The organism is Arthrobacter sp. 01N444 (genome assembly GCF_056399305.1).
Window position 1 is genome coordinate 279,216 of record NZ_JBFTRB010000002.1, and the last position, 17,476, is coordinate 296,691.

Annotated in this window: 19 protein-coding genes; 1 reads left to right on the forward strand and 18 read right to left on the reverse strand. The window is 64.8% G+C overall.

The features are described 5' to 3' along the window. Positions 1-210 precede the first annotated feature (210 nt). Entirely contained in the window at positions 211-978 is a 768-nt protein-coding gene (locus AC1DKN_RS03610; protein WP_476858990.1) for a response regulator transcription factor, read from the forward strand. 65 nt (positions 979-1,043) lie between these two features. Here the strand turns inward: AC1DKN_RS03610 and AC1DKN_RS03615 are convergent, their stop codons facing one another. The 18 genes from AC1DKN_RS03615 to AC1DKN_RS03700 form a co-directional block, all read right to left on the reverse strand. Continuing rightward, entirely contained in the window at positions 1,044-1,556 is a 513-nt protein-coding gene (locus AC1DKN_RS03615) for an Hpt domain-containing protein (RefSeq protein ID WP_476851476.1), read from the reverse strand. Between the two features lie 127 nt (positions 1,557-1,683). Next, on the reverse strand, positions 1,684-2,568 hold the full coding sequence (locus tag AC1DKN_RS03620; protein WP_476858989.1) for a type II secretion system F family protein: 885 nt from the start codon (positions 2,566-2,568) through the stop codon (positions 1,684-1,686). A gap of 7 nt (positions 2,569-2,575) precedes the next feature. After that, on the reverse strand, positions 2,576-3,511 hold the full coding sequence (locus AC1DKN_RS03625; RefSeq protein WP_476870470.1) for a type II secretion system F family protein: 936 nt from the start codon (positions 3,509-3,511) through the stop codon (positions 2,576-2,578). Between the two features lie 7 nt (positions 3,512-3,518). Next, positions 3,519-5,027 carry a CpaF family protein gene (locus AC1DKN_RS03630; RefSeq protein ID WP_476851473.1) on the reverse strand — a complete coding sequence of 503 codons (1,509 nt, stop codon included), beginning with the start codon at positions 5,025-5,027 and terminating at the stop codon, positions 3,519-3,521. After that, positions 5,027-6,217 (reverse strand): CpaE/TadZ family protein, encoded by a 1,191-nt coding sequence (locus AC1DKN_RS03635; protein WP_476870471.1) that lies wholly within the window; start codon positions 6,215-6,217, stop codon positions 5,027-5,029. The genes AC1DKN_RS03630 and AC1DKN_RS03635 overlap by 1 nt, the downstream gene beginning before the upstream one ends. Beyond that, positions 6,214-6,975 (reverse strand): Flp pilus assembly protein CpaB, encoded by a 762-nt coding sequence (gene cpaB, locus AC1DKN_RS03640; RefSeq protein WP_476870472.1) that lies wholly within the window; start codon positions 6,973-6,975, stop codon positions 6,214-6,216. The genes AC1DKN_RS03635 and cpaB (AC1DKN_RS03640) overlap by 4 nt, the downstream gene beginning before the upstream one ends. A 17-nt stretch (positions 6,976-6,992) precedes the next feature. Next, positions 6,993-7,967 (reverse strand): pilus assembly protein TadG-related protein, encoded by a 975-nt coding sequence (locus AC1DKN_RS03645; RefSeq protein WP_476858986.1) that lies wholly within the window; start codon positions 7,965-7,967, stop codon positions 6,993-6,995. Then, positions 7,955-8,329 carry a TadE/TadG family type IV pilus assembly protein gene (locus AC1DKN_RS03650; RefSeq protein ID WP_476858985.1) on the reverse strand — a complete coding sequence of 125 codons (375 nt, stop codon included), beginning with the start codon at positions 8,327-8,329 and terminating at the stop codon, positions 7,955-7,957. The genes AC1DKN_RS03645 and AC1DKN_RS03650 overlap by 13 nt, the downstream gene beginning before the upstream one ends. 86 nt (positions 8,330-8,415) lie before the next feature. After that, positions 8,416-8,658 (reverse strand): Flp family type IVb pilin, encoded by a 243-nt coding sequence (locus AC1DKN_RS03655; RefSeq protein WP_476855701.1) that lies wholly within the window; start codon positions 8,656-8,658, stop codon positions 8,416-8,418. 268 nt (positions 8,659-8,926) lie between these two features. Beyond that, a complete protein-coding gene (locus tag AC1DKN_RS03660) occupies positions 8,927-10,324 on the reverse strand; it encodes a pilus assembly protein TadG-related protein (RefSeq protein WP_476858984.1) in 1,398 nt (465 codons plus the stop codon). 53 nt (positions 10,325-10,377) lie between these two features. Beyond that, positions 10,378-10,944, reverse strand: coding sequence for a TadE/TadG family type IV pilus assembly protein (locus AC1DKN_RS03665; protein ID WP_476863737.1), 567 nt, complete (start codon positions 10,942-10,944; stop codon positions 10,378-10,380). Beyond that, complete coding sequence (locus AC1DKN_RS03670) at positions 10,916-11,797, reverse strand: type II secretion system F family protein (RefSeq protein WP_476858982.1); 882 nt, start codon at positions 11,795-11,797, stop codon at positions 10,916-10,918. The genes AC1DKN_RS03665 and AC1DKN_RS03670 overlap by 29 nt, the downstream gene beginning before the upstream one ends. Before the next feature lie 13 nt (positions 11,798-11,810). Further along, on the reverse strand, positions 11,811-12,764 hold the full coding sequence (locus tag AC1DKN_RS03675; protein ID WP_476858981.1) for a type II secretion system F family protein: 954 nt from the start codon (positions 12,762-12,764) through the stop codon (positions 11,811-11,813). Then, positions 12,761-14,209, reverse strand: coding sequence for a CpaF family protein (locus AC1DKN_RS03680; RefSeq protein WP_476858980.1), 1,449 nt, complete (start codon positions 14,207-14,209; stop codon positions 12,761-12,763). The genes AC1DKN_RS03675 and AC1DKN_RS03680 overlap by 4 nt, the downstream gene beginning before the upstream one ends. Then, on the reverse strand, positions 14,206-15,399 hold the full coding sequence (locus AC1DKN_RS03685) for a CpaE/TadZ family protein (protein ID WP_476858979.1): 1,194 nt from the start codon (positions 15,397-15,399) through the stop codon (positions 14,206-14,208). Before AC1DKN_RS03685 ends, AC1DKN_RS03680 begins: the two co-directional genes overlap by 4 nt. Then, the gene (gene cpaB, locus AC1DKN_RS03690; protein WP_476858978.1) at positions 15,396-16,124 is read right to left on the reverse strand and encodes a Flp pilus assembly protein CpaB; all 729 of its coding nucleotides are present in this window, start codon (positions 16,122-16,124) and stop codon (positions 15,396-15,398) included. The genes AC1DKN_RS03685 and cpaB (AC1DKN_RS03690) overlap by 4 nt, the downstream gene beginning before the upstream one ends. Before the next feature lie 168 nt (positions 16,125-16,292). Continuing rightward, entirely contained in the window at positions 16,293-16,505 is a 213-nt protein-coding gene (locus AC1DKN_RS03695) for a Flp family type IVb pilin (protein ID WP_476858977.1), read from the reverse strand. Positions 16,506-16,773: 268 nt separating this feature from the next. After that, positions 16,774-17,475 (reverse strand): prepilin peptidase, encoded by a 702-nt coding sequence (locus AC1DKN_RS03700; RefSeq protein ID WP_476870473.1) that lies wholly within the window; start codon positions 17,473-17,475, stop codon positions 16,774-16,776. Position 17,476: the final 1 nt, after the last annotated feature.

Consider the following 17,476-nt stretch of genomic DNA (forward strand, 5'->3'; position numbering starts at 1 on the left):
AAAGACGCCGTGCCCCCTTCTCGTTGCTCCAGTTTTACACCCTGTGTCACGCAAATTTGACATAAATCGAAGTTTTGCCATTTCTGTTACCGGGCAGCCGCGAATTTGCCCCTTAGGGTGGGTATTCTGACATTGCTGGTGGGGACCGGCGAGATAATTGCTGCCGCCGCATCCGCGAACGGCAGCGTAGCGTGACACATGAGGGGGGCCATGACCGACATGGGAGTCGCCGTCGTTGTAGAAGACGACGAAGATGTTCGGAACCTTGTCGAAGCCGTATTGAGCCAGGCAGGGTTCGAAGTCCACTCGGCGGCCGGCGGACGTGAAGGGGTCGACGTCGTCAGGGCGCGGGAGGCAAGCGTGGTCACCCTCGATGTCGGGCTTCCCGACATCGACGGTTTCGAGGTGCTGCGCCGGATCCGGCAGTTCAGTGACGCGTACGTGGTCATGCTGACAGCGCGAACCGACGAACTGGACACCCTGACGGCGTTTCATACCGGGGCTGATGATTTCCTGGCGAAGCCATTCCGGCCCCGGGAGCTGCGCGCGCGCGTGGGTGCCATGATGCGCCGGCCCCGGCAGGACCTCGGCGCCGCGGACGGATCCGCGCTGGATTCTGGGGCGGCCGCCGCCCCTGCAGCGTCCCAGAGTCCAGTGCTGCACCACAACGGCCTGGACCTGAACCCCGAGACCCGGTCCGTGAGCGTCGACGGCGTGGCGGTCAGCCTGACCCGCAGCGAGTTCGACCTGCTGCAGGCGCTCCTGAAGGGCGCCGGCGCCGTGCGGTCCAAGACCGAGCTGGTGCGCGTGGTCCGGGGCGATTACTACCGGGCGGACGCCTACATCAGCGAATCCGACGAACGCGCCGTCGAGGTGCATATCGGCAACCTGCGGAGGAAACTCGGCGAGGACCCCGTACAGCCGCGCTGGCTGCAGACCGTCCGCGGCGTGGGCTACCGGCTGTCGCCGGCGCGGTAGCCCCCGGAGGGGCTTCCGGTGCCCGGCACCCGGGAAACCTGTAGGCGGCAGCGGTCCCGCCGGTCCTAGCTGTCCCACAGGACGTAGCTGAACTGGAGCTCGTCGACGGTTTCCCCGCCGCGCGCGGCAACGTCGCGCAGGAGCGACAGTGCGCGGCCAATGTCTCCGGCCCTGAGGGCGTTCTCCAGTTCACCGGCGAGCTGGGCCAGGCGCAGGCCTCCGACCATGGCCGAGGACGTCTTCAGGCTCAGCACAGCGTCCATCGAGCCCGCGAGATCCCCGCGTTCGAGGGCCGAGGCCAGCGAGCGGTAGCGCTGGTCCCACATCCGGGTGTAGTCCCTGGCAAATCCCTTCGCCACGGCCGGATTTTCCAGCTGTGCACCCAGGTCCTGAAGCGCGGCAGGGTCCACGAGCGGGGCCGCCGGCAGGTCCTCGGGGAGGACCTCCGGGAAGACCTCTGGGAAGGCCGCTGCCGCGCTGGATGCCGTGAGGGCAGGCGCCGGCAGTCCCGGAGAGGTGGTGGGAGCGAGGGCAATGCCCGCATCTCCGTCGTCGGGGCAAGCGCTTGGAAGGGACATGTGACCACGCTACTTGCTGATGCGGCCGATGCCTTGCAGCCCGGTCTATCCTGCGGAAACCCTGAGGCTTTCCCGAGGGGAACCAATCCCGGCCGCTGGTGCCGGCCATGGCCGTGTCGGCGGCCGTTTACTGGCCGCTGAACGTGTCGATGGCGTTGATGACGGCCGGGCCCAGGATGGCGATGAAAAGCACAGGGAAGATGAAGAACAGCAGGGGAAACAGGATGGTGACGGGCAGCTTCATGGCCTTCTCCTCGGCCCGTTGCCGGCGCTTGACCCGCATGACCTTCGCCTGCACCCGCAACACCCGGCTGATGGCAATGCCGTAGGTGTCGGCCTGGACCACGGCCTGGACGAAGCTGCGCAGCTCGGGCACGTTGGTCCGTTCCGCCAGTGCCACGTATGACTCGCGCCGGCTGCGCCCTACCTGCATGTCCTGCAGGGTCCGGATAAGTTCCTCCGCCAGGGGGCCCTTGCCGTTCTCGCCGGCCCGGGCCATGGCGCCTTCGAAGCCCAGGCCCGCTTCCACGGAGATCAGCATCTGGTCCAGCGTGTTGGCCAGTTCCAGCTGCATGGTCTTCTGGCGTTCCTGCCCTCTGCTGTAAAGCAGGAGGTCGGGGATGAAGTAGCCGAGCAGGAACACAAAGATTCCCACGAGCTTGAGGACCGGCGTCGGGCTGTTGGCGCTGATCCAGAAGCCCAGCAGGGCGCCCAGCAGCCCAAGGAGCGGCTTGGCCGCGAGCACGCGGCCCAGCGGCAGCGACGCGGGGCGCCCGGCGAGGGACAACAGCCGGTCCAGTTTGCGGACGTACGCCGCGGGAGTCAGCCGGTAGCCGGCCCGTTCCAGCAGACTGCTGCGCTCCCGATGGGTGAGCTCGGCCGGGTCGGTACCCAGCGCGAGCAGCTCCCGCATGGCGCGCTGTGACCTCCGGTCGACGGAGAGCAGCGACCACGCCAGATAGCCGAGCGGCAAGGCCACCAGCAGCGTGGCAAGAAGTACAGCAGGTGCCATAGCCGCCTCAGAACTTCAGGTCGATGATTTTGCGCATCCACAGCCCGCCAATGGCCATGAGGATGACGGAGGCGGCCATCATGCCCCAGCCCAGCGGGTGCGTGAACATCGGGTTCATGTAGCCGGGATTGACCAGCATTAGCATCACCACGATCCCGATCGGCATGGCCATGAGGATGTACGCGGAAAACTTTCCCTCGGCGGCGAGGGATTTGATGTGTCCTTTGATCTCGCTGCGCTCGCGGATGGTCTCGTTGACCTGGTCCAGGACTTCGGCCAGGTTCCCGCCCACTTCGCGGTTGATCTGGATGGCCTGGGCGATCCAGACGAAGTCCTCGTTCCGCATCCGGTCCGCGGTGTCGCTCAGGGAGTCCAGGAGGTCCCGGCCCAGGCTGGTCTCCGTAACCACGCGGCGCATCTCTTCCGACGTCGGGCTTTGGGATTCGGACGCGGCGGCGTCAATGGCGCGCATGATGCTGTGCCCGGCCCGGAGGCCGCCGGACAGCAGCTGCAGGGTATCGCCGAGCTGCTGGTCGAACTTGGTGCGGCGCTTGCCGGCCAGGATGCGGAGCACGAGGTGGCCCACGACCGGCGCAAGGAGCACCAGGAGGACCGCCAGCAACGGGCCCGCGACGACGAACCCGGCGAGGCCCCCCGCAACCGCTCCGGCCAGGAGCAGGACGTAGAAGTCGGCCTGGCTCAGGCGCAGGCCGGCCTGTTCCAGCGACTCGCGGTTGAAGAGCCGGACTTTGCGGCCGGAAAAGAATCCGTCGACCAGGTGGACGGCCGAGCCGGCGAACCGCGTCAGCTGCGAGTCGGCCTGGCCCTGGACGGGCCTGCGCCGGTCCAGGGGGACACTGGCCCCGCCGGGGGAGAGCAGCGCGAATCCCAGGACCACCACTGCGCTGAAAAGCAGGCCGACGCCGATGGGCAGGAGAGTCATGGACAGATCACGCCCTTCCGGCCGGGGTCAGCGGAGCAGCAAACACAGCGGGGGAGACGTGGATGCCCAGGTCCTCGAAACGGTCGATGAAACGCGGACGGATGCCGGTGGGGACCGGCCTGCCGAGGAACCGGCCGTGGGCGTCGACGCCGGCGGCGTAGTCGAACACGAAGGCATCCTGGAGCGTGACGATGTCGCCCTCCATGCCCTGGACCTCAGTGACGTGGGTGATCCGCCGGGTGCCGTCCCGCAGCCGGGAGATCTGGATAATCAGGTTGACGGCCGAGGCGATCTGTTCCCGGATGGCGCGCAGCGGCAGGTCCATGCCGGCCATGAGCACCAGCGTCTCCAGACGGGCCACGGCGTCCCGGGGCGAGTTGGAGTGCACTGTCGAGAGCGACCCGTCGTGGCCTGTGTTCATGGCCTGGAGCATGTCCAGCGATTCGCCGCCGCGGACCTCGCCCACCACGATCCGGTCCGGTCGCATGCGCAGGGAGTTCCGCAGCAGTTCGCGGATGGTCACCTCGCCCTTGCCCTCAGTGTTCGAAGGCCGGCTTTCCAGCCGCACCACGTGTTCCTGCTGGATCTGGAGTTCGACGGCGTCCTCGATCGTCACGATCCGCTCGTCGTGGGGCAGGAACGAGGAAAGGACGTTCAGCAGTGTCGTTTTGCCGGTGCCGGTGCCGCCCGAGACGATGATGTTGAGCTTGGCCTTCACGCAGGCGTTCAGCAGTTCCGCCATTTCCGGCGTCAATGTGCCGAACTCGATGAGGTTCCGGACAGTCAGCGGCACCTTGCTGAACTTTCGGATGGTCAGCGACGAACCGCCGACGGCGAGCGGCGGGATAACGGCATTGACGCGGGACCCGTCCTCGAGCCGAGCATCCACGAGGGGCGAGGACTCATCGATGCGCCGGCCCACTTTGGAAACGATGCGCTCGATCACCTTGCGGAGGTGGTCCTCGGAGCTGAACCGCGACTCCGTCAAGGTCAGTTTGCCGTTGCGTTCCACGTAGATCTGGTCCATCCGGTTGACCATGATTTCCGTGACGGCGGGATCGTCCAGGAGGCGCTGCAACGGGCCGTAGCCCAGGACGTCGTCGGCCACGTCGCGGACCAGCCGGGAGCGCTCTTCGGCGGACAGGGGGACCTGTTCGGCGTCGATGATGCGCGTCAGCTCCTCCCGCGCGGAGGTGCGGAGGTCCTCTTCCGTGGTTGCCGAATCGTTGAAGCGGGTTCCCATGCGCTCGAACAACGCAGTGGCGGCCCGCTGTTTGAGGGCGGCGAAAGCGTCGACGGGCTGCTGGCCCCGGGCGCGGGAGTCCTGGTGCTCCGGGAAAGCCGGCAGCGGTGGGCGGTCAGTCTTCTGGAGCACGACGGCGGCCGGCGCTGCCGCCGTCGTCGCGCTTCCTCCGGTGGGGGACATGGCCAACGGAGATGCGGCCTGCGGGGATTCGGCCCGTGGGGCGGACGCAATCGTTCCCTCGGCGGAGCGGAGCCGTTCGGACAGTTTCATCAGACCACCACCCGGCGGTGCAGTTTCTTCTGGGCGGTGGCGCGCCAGGCGGGATCGAACCGGTTGACGAGCTGTTTCAGTCCCTTGATGGCAGGATCTTTGCGTCCGTCCTGGAGGACCGGGATGCCGCGGTTGGTGGAGAACGCCACTGCCTTGGACCGCGGGATGCTGACGTCCACGGGCGCGCCGATGGTCGCCTCGACGTCCTGGACGCTCAACCCGGACTTCGAGTCCGCCATGTTCAGCACCACGTGGCGGGTCTCGGGCAGCAGGTCCAGGCGCCGGAGGATATCCAGGCCGGAGCGCAGCCCGCGGATACTCGGCACGTCCATGGCAGTCACCCAGACGGCGTCGGTGCACTGCTCGAGGGCGGCCAGCCCGACCTCCGGGAGCCCGGGTGCGGTGTCGACCACGACGTATTGGAACTGTTCGGCCAGTTGTTCGAGCAGGCGCGTGACTTGCTGGGGTGTGATGTCGTCGGCCTCCTCGGGCGTCCGGGGGGCGCAGAGGGCGTAGATGCTCCCGGGATGGACGGTGAGGAAGGCTTTGAGGACGAGGGAATCCTGGCTGGCCGCGGACGAGACGGCGTCGGTCACGGTGTGCTCCGGGTGCAGGTACAGGCCCGAGGCCACGTCCCCGAACTGCAGGTCCAGGTCCACGATGACCACGCCCATGGGCGCCACTTTGCCGAGTCCGATGGCGATGTTGGTGGCAATCGTGGTTTTGCCGACCCCGCCTTTGGGGGAGAAGACGCCGATCACCAACCCCCTCGCGCTGTCCGGCTGGCTGGCCGCCGTGGTTCGGTTGCGGGTGGCGAATGACTGGCAGGCCCGCTCCAGCAGCACCCGGATCTGGGCCGGGTCCGCCGCCGGGCTGAGGATGTCGCGGATGCCGGCCCGCATGGCCAGCAGGACGAAGTTCGGATCGGGGTCACCTACCAGGATGACGCTGAGTTCGGGAAGCTGGACGTCGAATACCGTCGCCAGGCGCAGGGCGTCCTCCACCGGCACGTCCGGTCCCAAGATCAGGACCTCGGGCCGTTCCTGGTTGAGGCTGGCGAAGAGCTCCGCCGGGTTCGCGGGATTGACGAACGCGAAGGTCTGCAGGCCGCCCGGAAGGCCGCCGGCCAGGGCCTGGCGGACGCGGGCATCGAAATCAGTGTTCGGCGAAATCAGGACAAAGCGGCTCATTTGTACACCTCTGGTCGCGTTACGATGCCGGGGCGGCCGCTGTCCGTGGCGTTGAGCGGTTCCTTGCTCAGCCAGATGCTGGCCGATTCCGTGAAGTTTGCGGCATAGACAATCTTTGTGGCGTCCATATCATTCACGGCGACCGTAACGATCATGGAGCCGGTGGGGAGCGACGTGTCCTCGGCTTCCGCGGGGGAGCCGGCGGCAGAGGGCTGCGGGGACGGAGCCACCACCGGGGCGCGCTGGACAGCCGTCACGAGAGCCTTGTGTACCGTCAGCTTGGTAGTCTCTTTGTCTGCCTTCGCCTCGAGGCCGCCGTCCTTGAGGTTGATGAAGACACCCACATGGTCGCCCGCCGCGAGACGGCCGCCGACGAGCCGCTGGGGCTCGAGCTGGAAGGAAACCTCCTGCAGGCCCTTGGGCACTTCAACCGCTCCGCTCGCCTTTAGTGCCTCCGGCTCAATCAGCCGCTCGGCGACGAGCTGTTCGCCAGGGAGGAGGTCGACGGCGGTGACTTTGCCGGCCAGCCCGTCCAGGTTCGTGAGAGCCGACTTCGAGACGGCTTTTCCGGGAAGATCCTGGCTGGTCACGAATGCTTTCAAGGCCGCGACCGACGTGCCGGCCGGCACAGCTTTCGACACCACGAGAACGGTGACGGGCTGCAGGCCCTGCACCGCCCTGCTGTCGGCGCCCTGCGCGTAGCTGACTACCAGGATGGCTCCGACGACGGCCAGCACCAGGGCCGCGATTCCTGCCAATAAGCGTGACTTCACTGTTAGGGCACTCCAATGGTAAGGCGGACTATTGAGGTCCCGTAGTCCGGTGCTGCGCCGAGTGCGAAGGCGTCGGACAAAGAGACATATCGCACGAAGTAGCCCCTGATGGTCTTGTTCTTGAGCGTCCCGCCTAATGACCAGCTGTTAGAGGCAAAGTGGTAACCAGTGACATGGAAGGCGGCAAATCCCTTCACGTAGTACTTGCCGCTGGAGCCGTTGCCGGTGGCCACGTCGTACAGCGGGAAAAGGACTGTTTGGTCGTTCATCTTGCTCAAGTCCGCAGCGGTGCATTCGCCTGGTGCGCTCGCGCCCGTGTTGCTGGAAAACCAAACGCCAGAGTTGTTTGCTTGTCCGGCTGACAGGGTGACTCCGCATTTTGCATCGCTGTCCGAAATCCAGCCGAAGCCACCCGGGATCTCGCCACAGCCGCCGGAATCCATGTCCAGGACCTGTTCGGCGCCAGCCAGCGAACCTGGCGGCAGGTTGAGCTTGCATTGGGCAATGGCCAGGGGCAGAAGGATCGTGCCCGTGGACGGCGTTCCCCACTCCACGCGGGAGGTAGCGGTTACTTCGGCGCTTGAAAGGCCCAAGGCCCGGGCGAAGAACAGGGTAACCCGGTTAGGCGCTTTCCCGGTTTCCTGTGCCCCGGCTGTCACTTTCACGGTGCGGGCGGCCTTGTCCAGTACGAGGTCGGCAACGTTGCTTTTCCCGTCAGCAGCATTGCTATCGGCGAGGCTGCGGGCGAGGGCGGAGGTGGTGGAACAATCGGCGTCGTTGATGTTTTTCGCGCACTTCTGCGCGATGGCCAGGGCTGCGGCATCAGCCCCGTTGCGCAGTTGGGTCCGCTCGGCATAAAGCATGCCGACGTCGACCGCCAGCGCCGCGAACCCCAACAGGGTAACCATGAGGATCGCGACCAGGATGCTGATGGCGCCGCGCTCGCCGTTGGCTGGTGGCGCTGCTAGCCGCCGCACAGCATGACTCCTTTGCCTTCCATGGTGAACGGACCCGCGATGCCGGTCATCGTCGAGAGCGAATAAGTGATCTTGAGGGTCACTTGGATTCCGGTGGCGCAGGTGGCGGGGGTGATGGTGATATTGGTGTCGCTGAGCGCCGGCTTCAGCGCGGTGGCTGAATTCCTGGCCGCCGTCCGCGCAGCACTGGGGCTGTTGCTGATGGCCATGACCCGGACGCCTTCGCGGGCGGCGCTGGAGAGGGTGACCTGGGCGTTGTAGGCCCGGCCGAATTCGCTGATGCCGAGCAGCAGCATCACCAGGATTGGCGCGAGAAGAGCGAATTCCACGGCGACGGCGCCCCTCTCCGATGTTTTGGACATGGGCGACCGCCTTCCGTTCGAGTGTGGGCTCTGGATGCGACAGGGTGGCAGCGGCCCAAGGCCACTGCCACCCGCTGGCAGTCGGACTAGCGGCAGGAAGAGGCCGCTGCAGTCACACCGGTGCTTGCCGGCACGGCTGCCGTGTACGACTTACCGCTGACGCTGCACGATACCGATTCAAATGTGGTCGCCAAAGTGCCGCCGAGCATCGTGACGGCGACGATGATCACGACCGCGATGAGGGAGACCATGATGCCGTATTCGACGGCGGTGGCGCCGCGCTGGTCGCGGCGAAGACGGGCTGCGAAGCTGGAGAGAATGGAACGCATTGGTGACTCCTGAGCGAGTTGGGAGGCTGGCCCTGCACCAGCACTGAGAGGAACTTAGCAACCGCCGACACGCCGACGATTGCCTTTGCCGCTTCCTGTGCCAAGGCTTCCCAAACTGCACGTTTCCTGTACATTCCCTGCGCGCATCTTGCGCCTAGAATGCAACATTGCTGTAGCCGGGCCCACAGAAGGACCCCCTTGGCTCTGGTCCAAGGGGGTCCGGTATCTGGGTCTCCTGCGGCCGGCCCCGTGCACGCCGGCCGATCATTCAGCTCGGGATCCGTATCAGCCGGGAGTTGGAACTGATCGCATTGACCGCAGAGACGAAGATCGGGCCGAGTTCGTTTCCGCTTGCTGCGCAGAAGAAGAAGTCTCCGTCGGAGTTCTCGATATTCCGGAGCGCCGCTGTGGAGCAGTCGTTGTCGGCGTCGCTGGGGATGCCGTGTGAGTCCTTCGACGCCGCGGTGGCCAGGACGTTCCGGACAAACGCGCCGCCGCTGCCGCACTGCGCGCTTGTTGCGTCTCCGAATGCGACTGTCACGATGAGCAGGCCCGCCGCCTTGGCGTTGGTTGCGACCGCGTTCAGGTTGTTGCACGCAGCTGACGCGTTGGTAGTCCCGATGTCGTTTGCGTTGTTCAATGAGTTGTCGGATCCCGCGACGTTTTGCTCGTTGGGTTGGCCGTCCGTTTCCAGGATGATGGCCTTGCGTGCCGTTCCAGCGCGCGAGGGCAGGCTGGGTGTGCCAAGCACGTACCGCGAGGCGGCTTTCAGCGGCGCCGCCAGATACGTTCCTCCGCTCGAAGCCGACAGGCAGGTCAGGCCCTTGACCAGCGTGCTGCCCGCGTTCAGTGGTGGCGTTCCGCCTGGAATTGCGGGGTTTTGGGTGTAGTCGTTGGAGAACGGAACCGGGATCCAAGGACCTGTGTTGTCCGTGGATGGCGTGGTGATACAACTTCCCGGAGATGTCTTGCTTCGGTGGATTGTGCCCAGCGCCACGTATTGCTGATCCCGGGTCATGGTTTGGAGGGTGCTCTTGATCCCGGCGACCATCAGGTCCCGATTCGCGGTGCTCATGCTGCCGGTTCGGTCTGCCACTATGGCAATATCCATCGGATTCGGGATCTGGGAGCCGCAGGAACCCTTGCAGGCATCTGACGCCAGCGAGCCGGTGTTGCCGGTATTAATCCCGATCACGGGCGCGAAGCTGAACGCGACGTCCTTATCGTCGGTCACGGTGATCGAATTGCAGGCGTTGCTACCCCCCGGGATGCAGGGGATCGCGCAAATGGTTTCGCTGCACCTGGCACCGGCGATCGTTCCGGGATTGCAGACGCTCGGGATCTGGCTGCTCAGCACGGTCCGGCCGGCGCCTGTTGACGCCACCACACACCAGAAGTTGACCGTGGGCGCCGCCGCGGGGTCGTTGGCCCGGGCGAATGACGCCGCGGCGTTGCGGGCGGCCACCGGGTCGCCGGGGAGGTATGACGCACCAGCCAGTGCGGCGGCGTCCAGCGCATTGCTCAGGTGCTGGCGCTCGTAGACCAGCTTGCCGACGTCGACGCCCATCGCAAGGGCTCCGAAGAGTACGGGAACCAGCAACGCGAAAATGACCGTCGCCGCCCCGCGCTGCCGGTTTGCCTTACCGCGCATGTTCGTGTCGTTCACTGGCCCCCGGTTACTACCGACGCGACGTATCCACTTCAGGATCGATCCTGGTGTCAGGGGGTACATGTTCCTCCGGTCCAACGCTGTGCGCCCGCGGCCACGGTCGCGGGGCTTTCCATTTTCATGACGGCTTTTGCTTCGAACACGCCGCCGAGTGCCCACGAATAGAATCCGCTCAGCGACGACTGGGGGTAGCGCAGGCAGACAACCATAAGCCCGGGAGCCCCAGCCGACGTGTCGACGGCGAATCGCACCTGGAGCCTGGTGCTGTCAAGCGACCCCCGTGCGCGGTTGGCGGACGCAATGACATCACCCTGTGTGACTCCCTGCCGTGCGCTTTCGCGTGCCGCCCCTTGCAGGCTGACGCTTTGCCCGAGGGCCGTCCCAAAATCGATCACTCCAAGGAGCATGGACAGGAGCAAGGGAAGCACCAAGGCAAATTCAACTGCCGTCGCACCGCGCTGCCGGCCATCCCGAACCTTTCGATGTCCTGTCCTGGACCTAAACATCTGTTGCTCCTTACAATCTGGTTGATTCCTGCCCACTCCGGCGAGGTGAGTGATGAATTGCGTGCCGGCTTGGATGCTTTCGCTACCGGCCCGAAAACGTGGCGATTGCATTGATGACGGCAGGGCCGAGGATGACGATAAACAGCGGCGGAAAAATAAAGAGAAGCAACGGAAATACCACGGCCACCGGAAGTTTCATTGCTTTTTCCTCTGCCCGAAGACGTCTCTTGATCCGCATCTGGTCCGCTTGGGGTTTCAGGACCCGGGCGACAGAAAGGCCCTGCACATCGGCTTGGATGACGGCACCCACGAAACTCTTCAAATCCGCAACCGTGGACCGCGCGGCCATGGCCTTGTAGGCCTCACGGCGGGTTCTGCCGGCCTGGATGTCCTGCAGGGTGCGCACCATCTCGTCCGCCAGCGGACCCTTCCCGCTCGTCCCCACGCGGGCCATTGCGGCTTCAAAGCCGAGGCCGGCCTCGACCGAGATGAGCAATTGGTCCAAGACATTGGGCAGGTCCAGCTGCAATCTCGCCTGGCGTTTCGTGCCGCTGTTGTAGACCAGAAGGTCCGGGAGGAAGTAACAGGCTGCCGTGAGGCACACTGACAGCAGGACCCCCTGCGGACTCTTTGTGCCGCCGAAAAGTAGTGCCAACAGAACTCCGCCAAGGGCCGCTAGCGGTTTCAGGCTCAAGAGGCGATCCAACGGCATGGAGGCCGGCCGGCCCGCGTTCCCGAGCATCCGGTCCAAGTGGGACACATAGGCAGCGGGTGTCAGCCTGCGGGCAAGACGTAGCAGCCAGTGAGGGCCAGCCGGGGAGGCCCCTGCCTGCGGGGCCGAAACGGCAGCCAATCTCGATTGGATCACGCGGCCGGAAGCCCTGTCGACGCCGATCAGGGACCAGGTGAAGTAGGTCAAAGGAAGGATGATACTGGCGATCAGCAGCCAGACTGTGGGGGTCATGTGCTCAGCTCCTTTAGAATTCGATCTTGACCATGCGGCTGATCCAGAAGGAGCCGATGACCATCATGACCACGCTGGCTGTGATGAGTACCCAGCCCAGCACCGTGGTTGTCAGGACCGACATGTATCCCGGGTTGACGAGATTGATGAAGATTGCGACAAAGAACGGCAGCGCAATCAGGATGTATGCCGAGAACTTTCCTTCTGCCGCCAAGGCGCGGACCTGGCCCTTGATCTGAGCTCTTTCGCGCACAGTCTCCGCGACATGGTCGAGGACCCCAGCCAAGTCGCCGCCGACTTCACGGTTGATCTCAATCGCCTGGCTGAGCCATTCGAAGTCTTCACATTGCATCTTGCGGCCGACCTCGGCCATCGATTCCGAAACCGGCCGGCCGACCCTGGCCTCGTTGACGATCCTGGCGAGTTCCTCGCCCATCGGAGCCGGCATCTCGGCGCTGGCCGTGTGCATGCTCTGGGCAATGCTGTGGCCTGCGCGCAGGCTGCCGGAGACGGACATGAGCATGTCGCTGAGCTGACCCTCGAAGGCGGCGCGGCGGCGCCCCGTTTTGAGGGAGAGTAGCGCCTTAGCGCCCACCGGACCGATGACCGCGAACAGGACGGTGAGGAGCCAGCCCTGCAGCACGTAGCCTGCCAGGCCCAGAATGAAGGAGGCAACCAGGATGAGAACGATGAATTCGGAGGGCTGGAGTTTCAGGCCGGCCTCGCTGAGTGCATCGCGGCCGAATGGGCCGCTACTCTTGTGCCCGACGCGACGCTCCACGGCGGCAACTGTGACGCCGCTCAGCTTCGAAATCATCGAGGAGTTGGACTCCGCCGGCGGCCTCCTCCGATCGACGTGGATGTCCGTAAACCGGGGACGGAACGCGACAAAAAGGGCGAGGGCAAAGGCAACCAGAATGAGTACGGTGCCGGCTAGCAGAGCGTAGTCGTGGGTCACGGTGCTCACCGTCCTGTCTTGGCGGAGGCGGGGAAGAAGATTTCGCCGGGGATGCTGATTCCCAGGTCGGCGAACCGTTCGACGAAGCGCGGGCGGACACCCGTGGGAACGGGCTTGCCGATGAACCGGCCATCCTGGTCGACGCCCGCCGCGTAGTCGAAGACGAATGCGTCCTGGAGAGTCACCACGTCACCTTCCATTCCGAGGACTTCAGTAATGTGGGTCACCCGACGCGTGCCGTCCTTCAGCCTGCTCAACTGGACGATCAGATGGACTGCGCTGGCGATTTGTTCGCGGATGGCCCGCAGTGGAAGATCCATCCCCGCCATAAGCACCAGGGTCTCCATGCGGGCTACCGCGTCCCGGGGGGAGTTCGAGTGCACGGTGGAGATGGATCCGTCATGGCCGGTGTTCATGGCCTGGAGCATGTCCAGGGCTTCCCCGCCCCGGACTTCGCCAACTACGATCCTGTCCGGGCGCATTCGCAAGGAGTTCCGGACGAGATCGCGGATGCCAACGGCTCCGCGGCCTTCGATGTTTTCAGGCCGGCTTTCCAAACGGACCACGTGCTCCTGCTGCAGTTGCAGTTCCACGGCGTCCTCAATGGTGACGATGCGTTCGTCGTCGGGAATGAACGAGGAAAGAACGTTGAGCAGTGTGGTTTTTCCCGTGCCGGTACCACCGGAGACGATGATGTTCAGGCGTGCCTGTACACAGGCATGGAGCAGCTGTGCCATGGCCGGTGAGAGGGAGTCGAACTTGATCAGGTCCTCGACGGTCAGGGGTACGGCGGAGAACTTTCGGATCGTCAAGGACGGGCCGTCCACGGCGAGTGGCGGGATGACGGCATTGACTCGCGAGCCGTCCTCAAGCCTGGCGTCAACCAGCGGCGAGGACTCGTCGATGCGGCGTCCCACCCGCGAGACAATCCTTTCGATGACTCTGCGCAGGTGGGCATCGGAACTGAAGGTTGTCCCGGTCAAGTGCAGCCGTCCGCCGCGTTCCACATAGATGCGGCTAGCGCCGTTGACCATGATTTCGGAGACCAGCGGGTCGTCCAGAAGCCGCTGCAGCGGCCCGAGGCCCAGGACTTCGTCCACGATCTCCCGGATCAGGCGCCGCCTTTCTTCCGGTGTCAGGGGGACCTGCTCGTCATCGATAAAGGAGCCAAGGGCCTCGCGCACCATGCGCCGCACGTCGCCTTCGTCGAGGCTGCTGTCGGTGATGCGATTGCCCAGGCGGGCTGTCAGCTCTTCGGCCGCGCGCTTCTTGATCCCCGCCAGGGCGTCCGAGGAGTTGGCTTGGGGTGCCACGGCCAGGGTTCCCAGCAGATTGGTGCCGACGGGTTCGGCCGCCGCAGGCACTGGAACCATGGCGATACCGGGCGTATGGTCTGGCCGGGCGGGGCCTTCCGTGGCCATTCGGACGGCTTCAAGTCGGTCAACGAGACTCATGGCTTTTCGCCCCTTCGGTTTGGACGCTGGCTTGCGGGTGAGGACGAATTCTGCCCGAAAAGCGCAACCAGGTTTCTCAGCCCTTTCAGGGCAGGATCCCGACGGCTGTCCTGGATTAGCGGGACGCCGGCATTCGTTGAAAACGGCAATGTGCGGGACCACGGCAGGATGATGTCCACTGGCAGGCCAACCGTCGCTTCAACGTCTTGGACGGTTAGTCCGCTGCGCTTGTCGGCGAAGTTGAGGACAATCGTGTTCGACGGGGGCATGAGGTCCAGTTGCCGCAGCACGTCCAGTCCGTGGTTGAGCCCACGGATGCTGGGAATGTCCATGCCGCAAACCCAGACCCCATCGGTGGCCAGTTCCAGAACGGCCAGGACCTCTTCCCCGAGCCCCGGTGACGTATCCAAAATGACAAACGGGAACTCCAAAGAGAGCTGGTTGATCAGAGTTGTTACGTGCGCCGGCTTGATGAGGTCGGCGTCTGCCGGACGGCGCGGCGCACACATGGCGTACGCCCCCGACGGATGCGGGCTGAGGAAAGCCTTGAGCACCATGGCGTCACTGGACGCGGCACCCGAGACTGCGTCGTTGATGGTGTACTGCGGCTCCAGGCCAAGCCCTGAGGCCACGTCACCGAATTGAAGGTCGAGATCGACAATGACCGCCCCCATCGGTGCCAGTTTGGCCAGTCCAACGGCCAAATTGGTGGCAACGGTGGTCTTGCCCACCCCGCCCTTCGGGGACATCACGGAGATCACCCGCCCACGGACCCGTTTCTGGCTGGCATCATCGGAGGCAATCTGCTTGCGGCTCCTGGACGTTTCGGCAGCGTGTTCCAACGCTTGACGCATTCGTCCAGGCTCCGTGTCCGGCGGCAGGACATCGCGGATGCCGGACCGCATGGCGGCCAGCGTGAGCTCGGGTGCCGCGACTGCCGCCAGCACGAGCACAATGTCCGGGAAAGTGTGCTCAAGGCTTGCCGACAGGGCGAGCATCTGCTCCGACCGGACGTCCGGGCCGAAGACCATCACGTCGATGGGACCGCCCAAGTTTTGGGCCAGCAGGTGGCCGGGGCTGCCGCCCGCGGCTTCGGAGGCGAGGACCTGGACGTCGTGGGTGTCGCCCAGGGCTGAGGCGAGATGGCGCTCGAACTCCGGGGAGGAGGTCAGGACTAGGAAGCGGCTCATTGAAAGATCCCGCTGGTGGTGACGGCTGTTCGCTGGCTTGGCGGTGTCTTCGCCGTTTGTTTGGTCAGCCAGATATTGCCTACGCGGGCGCTGAGAATGATCTTGGCGGAGTCAGTGGAATTGCGGGCGAGGGTCACAAACGAGGAGCCGGTGGGAACGGCGGACGTTCCATCCGCCGTGTTTCCGCTGCTGGGCGGCGCCTGCTGGATTGCTGTCACCAAAACCTTGTCGAAGACCAGCTGAGTGCTCATGACTTGCGGAGCCGCAGGATCCCCCTGGGTTACGTAGAGTCCCACCAGGTCTCCGGCTCGGAGGGTGCCGCCGACCACGCTTTCCGGGGGAAGGAGAACGGTGACTTCCTGCATGCCGGCGGGTACTTGCACTGCGCCCGCGGTGACACGCTGGGACGGGTCCACCAGCCGGCTTGCCAGCAACTGTTCGCCCGGTTCCAAGGCCACGGCCGTGACCTGACCTGTGATTCCGTCCAGCGAAGACAACGCGCCGGCGGCCTTTGCCGCATCCGGAATGGACCGGAGCCTGACGTGGGAACGGAGGTCTTCCACCGTGGTGCCGGCCGGAACCGCCGAATCGACCACGACGACGTCGACGGGCTGGAGTGACTCTTGTGCCCGTCGGTCTGCATTCGACACGTAATTTACCAGCATCAGGGTGCCGGCGATCGCCAGGACTAGCGCAGCCAGCCCCGCGACTAAACGAGATTTCATGATTAATTCCTCACCTCTGGGAAAAACCTCAAGATTGCTTGGGCGCACATTAGGGCGTCAGCCTGGGCGCGGCTTGCCGCGCCGGAGTGCCGTCGCCGAAACGCCTCTGCCGGCTGCCCGGTGTGGCGGACAGCCGGCAGAGTGGCGTGCGTTGTGGGCGGTTGGCCGCTACGGTGCTGCCGGCGGTGCGACCTGGCGGGCGATGTCGCCGAAAGCGGTGTTGAGGTTAGTGCCAAGGGTGGTAACCGCGCCGATGATAACGACTGCGATCAGGGCGACCATAATTCCGTATTCAACGGCGGTGGCGCCCTTTTCCTCGTCCGAGAGGCGGTTCTTGATTCCAGAGACAAAAGCGAGCATTGAGACCATGAGACCAGTCATTTTAATTTCCTTTTCCAGAGTTTGCGAATAGTGAACGAATTTCCAGCAAATCCCCTTTGCCTATTCACTGGAGTTCGTTGGGACAACATTTGCACGGCCGTAATCGGCGGCGCAATGAAGATCGATACTCGACTTTTGGAGGGGAATTGGGGGTACCACTTGCCCACAAATGAGAGGTGTACTCAGTTTCCAAGTAGGAGCGGGGCTCTACTACTTGGTTTGATAAGTCGTCTTACTTAAGCGGTGTCCACGCGGACGCGGAGGCCACTTACGGCAGCAGCAGGATGACTGCCAGGCCGGCAGCCAGCATCGAGGGCCCGTAAGGCACTTCCGTCGGCTTGTTTCCGCGGTTTTTGAGGACCAGAAGCAGCGAGGCAGCGCCTCCAGCGACGAACCCCAAGGCTCCGCCGTAGAACAAGTGGGACCAGCCTAGGTAGCCCAAGTACAGTCCAAGTGGTGCTGCGAGCTTCACATCACCCATTCCAAGACCGTTTCGGCTGGTCAGGGCAAGAAAAAGGTACAAAACGAACAAAATTAAGGCGCCGCCCGCCCCTCGCAGGAGGCTTCCCGCCTCGCCGGACACCCCCGCAGCGACCCCGAGTAGCACGATTCCGGCCCCCAGCAGAGGCAGGACCAGCCGGTTGGGCAGCAGGTGGTGGATCAGGTCGATGCGCGCCAGCTGGACGCCGGCCACTGCCAGCAGGAAGTAGGCGGGGAGTTCAGGGGAGAGCCCGAAGCGCCAGGCCAGCAGTGCGGACAGCGCAAAGGTGGCCGCCGCCGTCGTCAGTCTGGTTCGTACCGACAGGGGTCCGCCAAGGCGGGGGAGCGCGCGCAGGATGAGGAGCTCGGCCAACAGGGAGAGGCAAGCGCCCGCGAGAGCGACGCCGGCTAAGAAGAGGATCCCGGTGAGCGATCCGGCCGGCTGGGTGAACAGCAGCGAGACGGTGCTGGCGGCGGCGGGATCGGACACG

Coding starts and splice junctions, on each gene's coding strand:
- AC1DKN_RS03610 (WP_476858990.1), top strand. CDS start 211: ATGACCGACATGGGAGTCGCCGTCGTTGTAGAAGACGACGAAGATGTT.
- AC1DKN_RS03615 (WP_476851476.1), bottom strand. CDS start 1,556: ATGTCCCTTCCAAGCGCTTGCCCCGACGACGGAGATGCGGGCATTGCC.
- AC1DKN_RS03620 (WP_476858989.1), bottom strand. CDS start 2,568: ATGGCACCTGCTGTACTTCTTGCCACGCTGCTGGTGGCCTTGCCGCTC.
- AC1DKN_RS03625 (WP_476870470.1), bottom strand. CDS start 3,511: ATGACTCTCCTGCCCATCGGCGTCGGCCTGCTTTTCAGCGCAGTGGTG.
- AC1DKN_RS03630 (WP_476851473.1), bottom strand. CDS start 5,027: ATGAAACTGTCCGAACGGCTCCGCTCCGCCGAGGGAACGATTGCGTCC.
- AC1DKN_RS03635 (WP_476870471.1), bottom strand. CDS start 6,217: ATGAGCCGCTTTGTCCTGATTTCGCCGAACACTGATTTCGATGCCCGC.
- AC1DKN_RS03650 (WP_476858985.1), bottom strand. CDS start 8,329: ATGTCCAAAACATCGGAGAGGGGCGCCGTCGCCGTGGAATTCGCTCTT.
- AC1DKN_RS03655 (WP_476855701.1), bottom strand. CDS start 8,658: ATGCGTTCCATTCTCTCCAGCTTCGCAGCCCGTCTTCGCCGCGACCAG.
- AC1DKN_RS03665 (WP_476863737.1), bottom strand. CDS start 10,944: ATGCAATCGCCACGTTTTCGGGCCGGTAGCGAAAGCATCCAAGCCGGC.
- AC1DKN_RS03670 (WP_476858982.1), bottom strand. CDS start 11,797: ATGACCCCCACAGTCTGGCTGCTGATCGCCAGTATCATCCTTCCTTTG.
- AC1DKN_RS03680 (WP_476858980.1), bottom strand. CDS start 14,209: ATGAGTCTCGTTGACCGACTTGAAGCCGTCCGAATGGCCACGGAAGGC.
- AC1DKN_RS03685 (WP_476858979.1), bottom strand. CDS start 15,399: ATGAGCCGCTTCCTAGTCCTGACCTCCTCCCCGGAGTTCGAGCGCCAT.
- cpaB (WP_476858978.1), bottom strand. CDS start 16,124: ATGAAATCTCGTTTAGTCGCGGGGCTGGCTGCGCTAGTCCTGGCGATC.
- AC1DKN_RS03695 (WP_476858977.1), bottom strand. CDS start 16,505: ATGACTGGTCTCATGGTCTCAATGCTCGCTTTTGTCTCTGGAATCAAG.